The sequence below is a fragment of the Neobacillus sp. BP17 genome (assembly GCF_059579525.1).
In genome coordinates, this window is sequence record NZ_CM184198.1 from 1,807,093 (window position 1) to 1,819,882 (window position 12,790).

The following is a 12,790-nucleotide window of genomic DNA, read 5'->3' on the forward strand; positions in this document are numbered from 1 at the left end:
AATGAAACTAGCAATCGATGCCATGGGCGGCGACAATGCTCCTAAAGAAATCGTATTAGGGGCACTTAAAGCTGTACAAGCATTTTCAGATATACATATTACCCTTGTCGGGGATGAAAATAAAATAAATGAAACCTTAACAAATCATGATCGGATCACTGTAATCCATACAACGGAAGTAATCCTTGGAACAGATGAGCCTGTTAAAGCGGTTCGCCGCAAAAAGAATGCTTCAATGGTGTTAGCCGCTGGACAAGTCGCAGATGGATTGGCAGATGCATGTATCTCAGCAGGAAATACAGGTGCATTAGTAGCGGCAGGACTTTTTGTAGTAGGAAGAATTTCTGGGATCCATCGCCCAGCCTTAGCACCTACGCTGCCGACCATTGGCGGCGAGGGATTCTTGTTATTAGATGTAGGGGCTAATGCGGATGCCAAGCCAGAGCACCTCCTCCAATATGGACTAATGGGCTCGATTTATAGTGAGAAAGTAAGAGGAATTTCCAAACCAAGAGTCGGTCTTTTAAATATTGGAACGGAGGAAAAGAAAGGGAATGACCTAACAAAGCATGCTTTCGAATTGTTGAAGAATGCTGATATTAATTTTGTGGGAAATGTTGAAGCGCGGGATTTATTAGATGGTGTGGCGGATGTGGTCGTGACCGATGGATTTACGGGAAATATGGTTCTTAAGACAATTGAAGGTACGGCACTTTCTATGTTTAAAATGTTAAAGACGGCATTGATGAGTAGTTTTACAAGTAAACTAGCTGCAGCTGTGTTGAAACCAAATCTTAAAACGTTAAAAAATACATTGGATTATTCCGAATACGGCGGTGCCGCTTTGTTTGGATTGAACGCTCCTGTAATTAAGGCGCATGGCTCATCCAATGGTCAGGCTATATTTAGTGCTATTAGACAAACAAGGGAAATGGTAAGCAATGATGTTGTTGGTTTAATAAAGATGTCTTCTGAAGAAGAGAATCGAGAAAAAGTAGAACGGTAAAGGAGTTATGAAATGAATAAAATAGCATTCGTATTTCCAGGACAAGGGTCACAAACGGTCGGAATGGGAAAAGAATTAGCAGATAAACATTCCGAGGTGATGGATTTTTTTAGGAGAGCTGATAAAAAGTTAAATATTCCACTGAGTAATCTAATTTTTGATGGCCCGAAGGAAGAGTTGACTATTACCTACAATACACAGCCTGCCCTATTAACAACAAGTATTGCTATTTTAGATTACTTTCAAAAATTTGGGATTAAGGCTGATTACGTAGCTGGTCACAGTTTAGGGGAGTATACGGCGCTTGTTGCAGCCGGTACCCTTTCTTTTGAAGAAGGAGTATATGTCGTTAGAAAACGGGGCGAATTTATGGAGAATGCGGTCCCAAATGGAGAAGGGTCAATGGCTGCCATACTAGGGCTTGACCGAGATCGTCTTTTTGCAGTAACAAATGAGGTAAGTGAATCAGGGAATCCGGTTTCACTAGCAAACCTAAATTGCCCTGGCCAAATTGTTATTTCTGGGTCAAGAAAAGGGGTCGAGTTGGCTAGTGTCAAAGCAAAAGAAGCAGGAGCAAAACGGGCTCTTCCTCTAGAAGTTAGCGGTCCATTCCATTCCACTTTAATGAAGCCTGCTGCAGACCAGTTGCGTGAAGTTCTGGATGGAATTGAAATGAAAGATGCCGAAGTCCCAATCGTTGCAAATGTAACAGCTGAGCCTGTTAGCTCAGCATCTGAAATGAAGGATAAATTAATTGAGCAGCTCTATTCCCCTGTATTATGGGAAGATTCTGTTCGCAAAATGATTGAGCTGGGTGTCGATACATTCATTGAAGTTGGTCCTGGAAAAGTTCTTTCAGGGTTAATCAAAAAAATTGATAAAACAGTTACCACTTTCTCTGTCTCGGATGAGGAAAGTGCACAATCTGTTATTGATGCATTAAAGGAGGAGAAAATATGAATCTTGAAGGGAAAGCAGCCCTTGTCACAGGTGCCTCAAGAGGAATAGGCAGAGAAATTGCTCTTGAACTTGCAAGGCAAGGAGCCAATGTAGCCGTAAATTTTTCAGGCAGTGAAGCAAAAGCAAATGAGGTTGTCGATGAAATCAAAGCACTTGGCAGAGAGGCATTCGCTGTAAAATGCAATGTTTCAAACTCTGAAGAAGTTGCTGAGATGATTAAAGGAACCATAGACAGTTTTGGAAAACTTGACATTCTAGTCAATAATGCAGGAATTACAAAAGATAATTTGTTGATGAGAATGAAAGAAGAAGAATGGGATGATGTTATTAATATCAACCTCAAAGGTGTGTTCCTTTGTACGAAGGCGGTAACAAGACAAATGATGAAACAGCGGGTGGGTCGGATCATTAATATTGCATCAATTGTTGGCGTTAGTGGGAACCCAGGTCAGGCCAACTATGTAGCTGCCAAAGCAGGGGTCATCGGTTTAACAAAAACAACGGCGAAAGAACTGGCATCCCGTAACATTACAGTTAATGCAATTGCACCAGGCTTCATCACAACAGATATGACAGATAAGTTACCGGAAGATGTAAAAGCAGAAATGTTAAAACAAATTCCGTTGGCAAGATTAGGAGAGCCTAAAGACATCGCCAAAATAACAGCGTTCCTCGCATCAGATGATTCGTCCTATATTACTGGACAAACACTTCATATTGATGGCGGCATGGTAATGTAATAAGAAAAGCGGAAGCACCCTTGGTCGCTTGAGCTAGACAGTTTAAAAAGATTAAAATTCAAATAGTAATAAAAACCTAGTGTATTATTTTGTTGAAATACTCTATAATAGCTTGAGGGGAGGTGAACAGGCATGGCAGAGGTATTAGAACGTGTAACAAAAATCATCGTTGACCGCTTAGGTGTAGATGAATCTCAAGTTAAACTTGAAGCTTCATTTAAAGATGATCTTGGTGCTGATTCCCTTGACGTAGTTGAACTAGTTATGGAATTAGAAGATGAGTTCGATATGGAAATTTCTGACGATGATGCTGAAAAAATTAGCACAGTTGGTGACGCTGTTAATTACATACAAAGCACAAAGTAATCGTTGGATTTCTTCACAAAAGCTCCGTTTTCAAACGGGGCTTTATTCTGTAAAATAGAACTTGGCTTCCAACAGTGATGCCAAGTTTCTTTGCGTTTTGCGAAAAACTTTTTTAAACTAGAATGTAGTAGGCAGTAGTGTGTAAATTATTAGATGCAAGGTGGAGAAGTTTTATATGCGCAAGAACAATAATGAAAAAGAGTTGAATAATCGCGCAAAGGAAAATCTTTTTAAAGATTTTCAACATACGATTGGTATTTCGATGGAGAATGAAAAATTATTAAAACAAGCATTTACTCATTCATCCTATGTGAATGAGCATCGCAGAAAGCCTTTCGAAGACAATGAGAGACTTGAGTTTTTAGGGGATGCCGTTCTTGAACTAACTGTTTCACAATTCCTTTACAAAAAATATCCAACGATGACCGAGGGTGAATTGACAAAACTTCGAGCAGCCATTGTTTGCGAGCCGTCTCTAGTATCTTTTGCTAATGAATTACATTTTGGAAAATTAGTATTGTTAGGTAAAGGTGAAGAGATGACAGGTGGAAGGGAACGTCCAGCTTTATTAGCTGATGTTTTTGAAGCATTCATCGGGGCACTTTATTTAGACCAAGGAATTGAAACAGTGATTAGTTTTCTTGAGAAAGTAGTCTTCCCTAAAATAAATGCTGGTGCTTTTTCTCATGTGATGGATTATAAAAGTCAATTACAGGAGCTCATTCAGCGAGATGGTACAGGGACAATTGAATATCGTGTACTTCAAGAAATTGGACCTGCCCACAACAAAGAATTTGTTTCAAAAGTTTCCTTGAATGGCAAGGAATTAGGTGTAGGAACCGGAAAATCAAAGAAGGAAGCCGAACAAAATGCCGCCCAAATGGCTTTAGACATATTAAAGGCTAAAACAACTTAGAATGACAAAATGTTTGCAAGGAGTCCAACTTGCATGCATAGGGAGGATTAAGAAATGTTTCTAAAACGGTTGGACATTATTGGTTTTAAGTCCTTCGCTGATCGTATAGGGGTTGATTTTGTTCCAGGCGTAACGGCGGTGGTAGGTCCTAATGGCAGTGGGAAAAGTAATATAACCGATGCTATCCGTTGGGTTTTGGGGGAACAATCTGCTAAATCGCTTAGAGGCAGCAAAATGGAGGATATTATTTTTGGTGGAAGTGACACAAGAAAGCCTCTGAATTTTGCTGAAGTAACATTGACCTTAGATAACCAAGACCAAGGCTTATCCCTTGATTATAACGAAGTAAGTGTGACGAGAAGAGTAACCCGATCGGGTGAGAGTGAATTCTTAATAAATAAACAGCAATGCCGTCTTAAAGATATCATTGATTTATTCATGGATTCCGGGCTGGGACGAGAAGCATTTTCGATAATCAGTCAAGGGAAAGTGGAAGAAATACTTAATAGTAAAGCAGAAGAAAGACGAACCATATTTGATGAAGCTGCAGGGGTTCTAAAGTATAAACAACGTAAGAAAAAGGCAGAAGTGAAATTGTTTGAGACTCAGGACAATTTAAACCGTGTAAATGATATACTTCACGAACTCGAAAGCCAAGTTGAACCATTAAAAATACAGGCTTCAATGGCCAAGGACTTTCTTGAGAAAAAAGAGGAACTTGAAAAGTTTGAGGTTTCCTTAACTGTTTATGAAATTGAAGATCTTCACCAAAAATGGGAAGACCTTTCTAAGCAGTTAAAAGTACATCAGGAAGATGAACTCAAAATCTCAACGGAACTGCAAGTAAAGGAAGCTAAGATTGTTGAAAAAAGAGATCAGATCGCGGCGTTTGATGAGTCCATTACTGACCTTCAAAATGTTCTTCTTCATGCAACAGAGGAACTAGAAAAACTTGAGGGGAGAAAAGAAGTCCTTAAAGAACGGAAGAAAAATTCCTCCCAAAATAAAGAACAGCTTCAAACGAACATTATTGAAATAACTGATAAAATTAGCCAATTAAAAAAGAATAGTGACAGTGTTTCTATTTCTGCTGAAGAACTAAGTAAGCAAGTGAACCAACTACAAGTACAATTAAAAGAAAAGCAGTCAAAACTGCAGTTATTTAATGAAAATATTGAAGAAAAAATCGAGAACTTAAAAAGTGAATATATTGAAATACTTAACGACCAAGCTGGTGCAAAAAATGAATTGAAGTACATTGACCAGCAGCTTGAACAGCAGGGAAGAAAATGTTCCCGTTTAGATATTGAAAATGACAAGTTTATTGAAGAGCGGCAAATCGCGAAAGACAAGGTATCAGATATCCAATCCTCATTAAACGAAATACAACAAAAAATAGAGAATCAAGTCGGTACCTATAGAGAAAAGCAACGTAAGCTTGAAGCATTAAAAAATAATTATCAAAAACAGGAAAAGACTTTGTACCAGGCATATCAAATTCTTCAGCAGGCACAGTCAAGAAAAGAAGTGCTCGAAGAAATGGAAGAAGATTACTCAGGCTTTTTTCAAGGTGTCAAAGAGGTTCTTAAAGCTCGAGGGAAAAATCTCAAGGGAATTGAAGGGGCTGTAGCTGAACTTGTTACCGTTCCGAAGGAGTATGAAACGGCATTAGAAACTGCATTTGGCGGAGCACTGCAGCATATTGTGGTAGATAATGAACCAAATGCACGATCAGCTATTCAATATTTGAAACAAAATTCTTTTGGCAGGGCTACATTTTTACCTCTAAGTGTCATTAAGGGGAGAGCATTATCTTTAGTCCAATTATCTTCGATTCAAAATCATCCATCTTTTATTGGAACTGCCGTCAGTCTTGTGAAATTTGATCCTAAATTCGCGGAGGTTATGAGCAGCCTTCTTGGAAATGTGGTTATAACAAGAGACTTAAAAGGTGCCAATGAATTAGCAAAAATTCTTCAATACCGATGCCGGATGGTCACGCTTGACGGGGATATCGTCAATCCTGGCGGATCAATGACAGGTGGGGCGGTTAAGCAAAAAAACTCTTCTTTATTAACTCGTAAGGGGGAACTTGAAGAGTTAAAAGAAAAGTTAATTGGGATGGAAGAAAAAACAATTCAGTTAGAGAATCTTGTAAAGTCATTAAAAACAGAGGTACAAGATTTAGAGGTTCAATTGGATGAACTCCGTAAAAATGGTGAAGATTTGAGATTAACGGAACTGACATTGAAGGGTGATCTTCGCCAAGCAGAGCTTGAAGAAAAAAACATTAATGAAAGATTAGCTATATATGACCTTGAAAAAGGGCAATTTTTTGATGAGAAAACAACCCTAACCAATAGAAAAAATGAATTATCTGCTGCGATGGAAAACTACAAAACTTCTTTAGCAGAACTAGATGCTCAAATATCGAAACTCTCGGAACAAAAGTCGAATGATCTGACCTCAAAAGAAGCACTTTCGAATGAAATCAACGATTTAAAAGTTGCCTTTGCCTCCAAGAATGAACAGTATATGAGTACACAAGAACGCTTAGCTCAATTACAAGCCGATTTAGATGAGAGTAAACAAAAGCTTTCTTTGTATACAGAAGACCTTAATCTGTTAACTTCGGAAATGACAAATAGTTCATCCGGTGAAGAGCAGCTAGAAACTGCTGCAATTAAAAAACAACAAGATAAAGATGCCGCAATGAAGTTAATTTCTGTAAGAAGAGAAGAACGCTTAACCCTAAAGACCACATTAGAAGATTTAGAATTGGAAGTAAAAGAATTAAAACGACTTCAGCGTGGGCTAATTGTTGTTTTAAAAGACGAGGAAGTAAAAATTAACCGTTTGGATGTAGAACTTGAAAACCGATTTGCCCGCTTAAGAGAAGAATATCTTTTATCGTTTGAGGGTGCTAAGGAGCAATATCCATTAACCATACCGCTAGAAGAGGCTAGGAAGAAGGTCAAGCTCATCAAACTTGCCATCGAGGAACTTGGAAATGTGAATATCGGAGCGATTGACGAATATGAACGTGTATCTGAACGATATGAATTTCTCAATGAACAAAAGACAGATCTCCAGGAGGCCAAAGAAACCCTTTACATGGTAATTGAGGAAATGGATGAGGAAATGAAAAAACGCTTTGAACAAACCTTCAATGGTATTCGAGAGCATTTTGAGCCAGTATTCAGATCACTCTTTGGAGGGGGAAGAGCAGACTTAGTGCTTACCATCCCAGGAGATCTATTAAATACAGGTGTCGAAATTGTTGCACAGCCGCCGGGAAAGAAACTGCAAAACTTAGGCTTATTATCAGGTGGAGAGCGAGCATTAACAGCCATTGCACTCCTCTTTTCAATTCTAAAAGTCCGTCCTGTTCCATTCTGTATTCTTGATGAGGTTGAAGCGGCCTTGGATGAAGCGAATGTCCAGCGCTTTAGCCAATACTTAAAACGATATAGTAAGGAGACACAATTTATTGTAATCACCCACCGTAAAGGAACGATGGAGGAAGCGGATGTATTATACGGAGTAACCATGCAAGAATCAGGCGTCTCAAAGCTAGTATCCGTTCGTCTAGAAGATACCAAAGAGCTTGTTGAAACTTAATATTAGGAAGTGATAAAATGAGTTTTTTTAAAAAGTTAAAAGAAAAAATCACTAAATCAACCGATACGGTTACAGAGAAGTTTAAGGAAGGTCTTACGAAGACAAGAAATAATTTTTCAGGAAAAGTAAATGATCTAGTTGCAAGATACCGTAAAGTGGATGAAGACTTCTTTGAGGAATTAGAAGAAATAATGATTCAGGCCGATGTCGGTTTTGATACGGTCATGAAACTAATTGAAGAGTTAAAAATGGAGGTCAAACGCAGGAACATTCAAGACCCTCGAGAAGTTCAAAGCGTAATTTCCGAGAAACTGGTTGATATCTATAATGCGGGTGAGGAGCAATCCTCCAAATTAAACATTCAAGAGGACGGTCTAACTGTTATCCTATTTGTTGGGGTTAATGGTGTGGGGAAAACCACCACGATTGGAAAATTAGGCTACAAATTTAAAAATGAAGGAAAGAAAGTACTATTGGCAGCAGGTGATACCTTCCGTGCAGGTGCAATCGAACAACTAGAAGTCTGGGGAGAAAGAGTAGGTGTTGACGTCATCAAGCAAGCAGAAGGATCAGATCCTGCAGCCGTTATGTATGACGCAATTCAGGCAGCAAAATCACGGAAATCCGATATTTTGTTATGTGACACTGCTGGACGTTTGCAAAACAAAGTAAACCTGATGAAAGAGCTAGAGAAGGTTAAGCGTGTCATCGAAAAAGAAGTTCCTGGTGCGCCGCATGAAGTAATCCTAGTCTTAGATGCAACAACAGGTCAAAATGCGTTAATCCAGGCAAAAACATTTAAAGAAGTGACAAATGTAAGTGGAATTGTCCTTTCAAAATTGGATGGAACAGCAAAAGGTGGAATCGTCCTTGCGATTCGCAATGAATTAAAAATACCTGTGAAATTTGTTGGTCTGGGGGAAAAAATGGATGACCTTCAGGAATTTGATGCAGAGAAATATGTATATGGCTTATTTGCGAATGAAATTGAACAAACCGAATAGGTGATGTAAAGGGATTATCTTGACAGATAATGTCTGACCCTGTAAACTACTTATGTAAAGGCTTTTCACTTAACATACGTGTTGGAGGGGATTGGCATGCTTGAAAAGACAACACGAATGAATTATCTTTATGATTTTTATCATTCGTTGTTAACACCTAAGCAGCAAAGCTATATGTCTCTCTATTATTTAGATGATTTCTCATTAGGAGAAATAGCCGAAGAGTATGATGTCAGTCGACAAGCCGTTTATGATAATATTAAGCGGACTGAGACAATGCTCGAGGAGTATGAAGAAAAGCTGCTGTTATTTCATAAATTTCAAGAGCGTAGTAAACTTTTAAGAAATGTGAAAGAATTGCTTAACGAGGACGACCCTTCAAAGCAGGCAATGCTAGAAGCTGTTGCCGAGTTGGAGAATTTAGATTAGGAGGCGGCATGAATGGCATTTGAAGGATTAGCCGACCGACTGCAGAATACAATTCAGAAAATCCGTGGAAAAGGGAAAGTCTCAGAAGCGGATGTTAAAGAAATGATGCGGGAAGTGCGTCTCGCTTTACTAGAAGCAGACGTAAACTTTAAGGTAGTTAAAGATTTTGTGAAAAAAGTCAGTGAACGTGCCGTTGGGCAGGAAGTACTGAAAAGCTTAACACCAGGACAGCAAATTATTAAAATCGTTAATGAAGAATTAACGGAATTAATGGGTGGAGAACAAAGCAAAATCGCTGCATCGAATCGTCCCCCTACTGTCATTATGATGGTCGGTTTACAGGGTGCTGGTAAAACGACAACTTCAGGCAAACTTGCTAATTTACTTCGCAAAAAGTATAACCGCAAGCCATTGCTTGTTGCTGCCGATATTTACCGACCTGCTGCCATTAAACAGCTTGAAACTCTTGGTAAACAATTGGACATGCCCGTTTTCTCACTCGGTGATCAAGTAAGCCCAGTAGAGATTGCTAGGCAGGCAATTGCAAAAGCAAAAGAAGATCATAATGATTATGTCCTTATTGATACAGCTGGTCGACTTCATGTGGATGAAGCATTAATGGGTGAGTTAAAAGACATTAAAGAATTGACAAAGCCTGATGAAATCTTCTTAGTTGTCGATGCCATGACTGGTCAAGACGCGGTCAATGTTGCTCAAAGCTTTAATGAACAGCTCGGTCTAACTGGTGTTGTATTAACCAAGTTGGACGGCGATACCAGGGGTGGAGCTGCGTTATCAATTCGCGCAGTTACCCAAACACCGATTAAATTTGTCGGTTTAGGTGAAAAGTTAGACGCTCTTGAACCGTTTCACCCTGAACGGATGGCATCTAGAATCCTTGGTATGGGTGACGTGCTTACGTTGATTGAAAAAGCACAGGCTAATGTAGATGAAGAAAAAGCAAAAGAGTTGGAACAAAAAATGCGGACAGCGTCTTTTACGCTCGAAGATTTTTTGGATCAACTTGGTCAAGTCCGTAATTTAGGACCGCTTGACGAATTATTAAAGATGATGCCTGGTGCAAACAAAATCAAGGGATTAAATAATCTTCAAATTGATGAAAAACAAATTTCCCATGTAGAAGCAATCATTCGTTCAATGACGATGGCTGAAAAAACGAACCCTGAAATCATGAACGCGAAACGGAAAAACCGGATTGCTAAGGGCAGCGGTCGTTCTGTAACAGAAGTAAACCGTTTGTTGAAGCAGTTTGATGACATGAAAAAAATGATGAAACAAATGACTGGAATGCAGCAAAAAGGTAAGAAAAAAGGTGGATTTAAGTTCCCATTTAATCCATTCTAACTTGTTTTGTTTTTAAAAAAATTGGTAATACTGTATGTAAAGAAAAAACACTTTACAAACTATAAAAGAATTGATATTATACTATCTTGTGTGAAACTATTCGGAGGTGCTTTTTTAAAATGGCAGTTAAAATTCGTTTAAAACGTATGGGAGCTAACAAAACTCCTTTCTATCGTATCGTAGTAGCAGATTCTCGTTCACCACGTGATGGACGTTACATCGAGGTTGTTGGAACTTATAATCCAGTTGCACAACCAGCAAAAGTTGACATCAACGAAGAACTAGCTCTTAAATGGTTACAAGACGGTGCAAAACCATCTGATACAGTTCGTAACCTTTTCTCTAACCAAGGCATCATGGAAAAATTCCATAATGCAAAATTAAGTAAGTAAAAGGTCGACGATGAAACAATTAGTCGAAACGATTGTTAAGCCCCTTGTAGATTTTCCAGAAGACGTCCATGTGGATGTTAAGGAAGACGACACCCGGATTACTTATCAGCTGTCTGTGAATAAAACAGATATGGGGAAAGTGATTGGTAAACAAGGGCGTGTTGCAAAGGCCATTAGAACTGTTGTTTATGCAGCAGGATCATCACAACAAAAGAAAATTTTTCTAGAAATTGGTGAATAGCTTTTTGCACCTAGAAGAAAGGGGGGGAATTAATTCCTCCCTTTTTTTGCATACGAATGTGAAGACGTAAGGGAGGCCCTTTCTTTGCAAATCATTCAAACTGTTGTGGTTAAACAAATTCTAACTGAAAATAGTAAGAAAAAATTATTCCATCAATATGAGGCTAAAAAACTACAGCTTCAACGGGAAAACAGTCAGCTTCAATTTGAATTGAAGCGGATGGAAAAAACCAAAAATTTTTCACCTCAAGCGTTGAAGGCTCATTTTGAAAAAGAAATCAGTAAACGTTTAGAAAAAGAAAAGCTTCTTGACTTTCAAATCGAACAATTACATATGCTACCTTTAGGCAGTGAATTAAAGGAAAAGGAAGTACAAGCACTCATTGAAGTGAAAATAGGCGATTCCTGGAATGAACGCACAGGACAGCCTGAGATTATCATTAAAGACGGTATAATTGAGGAAATTAGAGAAGGTGAATAATGAAATGGAAAAATGGTTTAATGTCGGGAAAATTGTTAACACACAGGGAATTAAGGGGGAAGTCCGGGTCATATCAAAGACTGATTTCCCTGAAAAACGCTATAAGGCTGGTAATGTTTTATATTTGTTTATGCCGGGTTCAAGTTCGCCGATTGAATTAACAGTCAAAAGCCATCGAACTCATAAAAATTTTGAATTACTTACATTTGAAGGGTATAACAATATCAATGAAGTAGAAAAGTTCAGAGAAGGAATTTTGAAGGTTCCTGAATCCCAATTAGGTACACTTAAGAAAGATGAATTTTATTACCATGAGATTATAGGATGTCTTGTTGCTACAACAAGAGGAGAAGAACTTGGAAAAGTCTCTGAAATTTTATCTCCTGGTGCCAATGACGTCTGGGTGGTTAAAGGTAAGGGAGGCAAAGAAATACTCATCCCTTATATCCATGATGTGGTCAAGAAAGTAGATGTGAAAGAAAAAGTCGTCTTAATTGAACCGATGGAAGGGCTGCTTTCATGATGCAGATTGATATCCTTACCCTTTTCCCAGAAATGTTTTCTGGGGTATTTGGTCAATCAATTTTGAATAAAGCTGCTGAAAAATCTGCAGTCAGTTACAATGTGATAAATTTTCGTGAGTATGCAGATAACAAACATTCTACTGTTGATGATTATCCCTATGGCGGCGGTGCTGGGATGGTTCTAAAACCACAGCCGATCTTTGATGCCGTATCAGCACTGAAGGATAATGCTAAAAGTAAGAACCCAAGGGTCATTCTGCTTTGCCCTCAAGGTGAACGCTACGAACAGCGAAAAGCAGAGGAACTGGCAAAAGAAGAGCATTTAATATTTATTTGCGGTCATTATGAGGGATACGATGAACGAATAAGAGAACATGTGGTAACAGATGAAATCTCGATTGGCGATTATGTCCTGACTGGTGGTGAACTTGGTGCAATGGTGGTAGTTGATAGTGTTGTCCGACTTCTGCCAGAGGTGCTAGGCAATCAGGAATCACATATGAAAGATTCCTTCAGTACGGGACTGTTAGAGCATCCTCACTACACAAGACCAGCGGATTTTCGCGGCCTGAAGGTTCCTGAAGTCCTAATGTCAGGGAATCATAAGTTAATAGAAGAATGGCGCAATAAAGAAGCATTACGTCGAACATTTTTAAGACGACCAGACCTTTTCGAGAAAATGGAATTAACTGATGAGCAGGAAAAATGGCTTAAAGAAATAAAAAAAGAATACAAGTAGTATTGCG

14 protein-coding genes are annotated in these 12,790 nt (G+C 38.8%); all 14 read left to right on the forward strand.

All coding sequences use genetic code 11. The features are described from left to right. The first annotated feature begins 1 nt into the window (after position 1). The 14 genes from plsX (at position 2) to trmD (ending at position 12,783) form a co-directional block, all read left to right on the forward strand. Positions 2–1,006, forward strand: coding sequence for a phosphate acyltransferase PlsX (plsX, locus tag AC4QJR_RS08770; RefSeq protein ID WP_251456120.1), 1,005 nt, complete (start codon positions 2–4; stop codon positions 1,004–1,006). 12 nt (positions 1,007–1,018) lie between these two features. Beyond that, the gene (fabD, locus tag AC4QJR_RS08775) at positions 1,019–1,966 is read left to right on the forward strand and encodes an ACP S-malonyltransferase (RefSeq protein ID WP_496525911.1); all 948 of its coding nucleotides are present in this window, start codon (positions 1,019–1,021) and stop codon (positions 1,964–1,966) included. Beyond that, positions 1,963–2,706: a 3-oxoacyl-[acyl-carrier-protein] reductase gene (gene fabG / locus AC4QJR_RS08780; RefSeq protein WP_098571665.1), complete on the forward strand. Its 744-nt coding sequence runs from the start codon at positions 1,963–1,965 to the stop codon at positions 2,704–2,706. Before fabD ends, fabG begins: the two co-directional genes overlap by 4 nt. Before the next feature lie 132 nt (positions 2,707–2,838). Beyond that, positions 2,839–3,072, forward strand: a complete 234-nt coding sequence (gene acpP, locus AC4QJR_RS08785; protein ID WP_026566432.1) for an acyl carrier protein — start codon at positions 2,839–2,841, stop codon at positions 3,070–3,072. A gap of 175 nt (positions 3,073–3,247) precedes the next feature. After that, the gene (gene rnc / locus AC4QJR_RS08790) at positions 3,248–3,988 is read left to right on the forward strand and encodes a ribonuclease III (RefSeq protein ID WP_251456116.1); all 741 of its coding nucleotides are present in this window, start codon (positions 3,248–3,250) and stop codon (positions 3,986–3,988) included. A 54-nt stretch (positions 3,989–4,042) separates the two neighbouring features. Beyond that, positions 4,043–7,609, forward strand: a complete 3,567-nt coding sequence (smc, locus tag AC4QJR_RS08795; RefSeq protein WP_496525912.1) for a chromosome segregation protein SMC — start codon at positions 4,043–4,045, stop codon at positions 7,607–7,609. A gap of 17 nt (positions 7,610–7,626) precedes the next feature. Beyond that, a complete protein-coding gene (gene ftsY / locus AC4QJR_RS08800) occupies positions 7,627–8,613 on the forward strand; it encodes a signal recognition particle-docking protein FtsY (RefSeq protein ID WP_098571668.1) in 987 nt (328 codons plus the stop codon). Positions 8,614–8,709: 96 nt separating this feature from the next. Next, entirely contained in the window at positions 8,710–9,042 is a 333-nt protein-coding gene (locus AC4QJR_RS08805; protein ID WP_098571669.1) for a putative DNA-binding protein, read from the forward strand. A gap of 12 nt (positions 9,043–9,054) precedes the next feature. Then, entirely contained in the window at positions 9,055–10,407 is a 1,353-nt protein-coding gene (ffh, locus tag AC4QJR_RS08810) for a signal recognition particle protein (RefSeq protein ID WP_496525913.1), read from the forward strand. Between the two features lie 119 nt (positions 10,408–10,526). Next, complete coding sequence (rpsP, locus tag AC4QJR_RS08815; RefSeq protein ID WP_088086361.1) at positions 10,527–10,799, forward strand: 30S ribosomal protein S16; 273 nt, start codon at positions 10,527–10,529, stop codon at positions 10,797–10,799. A 10-nt stretch (positions 10,800–10,809) separates the two neighbouring features. Continuing rightward, entirely contained in the window at positions 10,810–11,040 is a 231-nt protein-coding gene (locus tag AC4QJR_RS08820) for a KH domain-containing protein (RefSeq protein ID WP_026566439.1), read from the forward strand. An 84-nt stretch (positions 11,041–11,124) separates the two neighbouring features. After that, positions 11,125–11,520, forward strand: coding sequence for a YlqD family protein (locus AC4QJR_RS08825; RefSeq protein WP_098571671.1), 396 nt, complete (start codon positions 11,125–11,127; stop codon positions 11,518–11,520). Between the two features lie 4 nt (positions 11,521–11,524). After that, the gene (gene rimM, locus AC4QJR_RS08830) at positions 11,525–12,043 is read left to right on the forward strand and encodes a ribosome maturation factor RimM (protein ID WP_098571672.1); all 519 of its coding nucleotides are present in this window, start codon (positions 11,525–11,527) and stop codon (positions 12,041–12,043) included. Next, positions 12,040–12,783 carry a tRNA (guanosine(37)-N1)-methyltransferase TrmD gene (gene trmD, locus AC4QJR_RS08835; RefSeq protein WP_496525914.1) on the forward strand — a complete coding sequence of 248 codons (744 nt, stop codon included), beginning with the start codon at positions 12,040–12,042 and terminating at the stop codon, positions 12,781–12,783. The genes rimM and trmD overlap by 4 nt, the downstream gene beginning before the upstream one ends. Positions 12,784–12,790 lie beyond the last annotated feature (7 nt).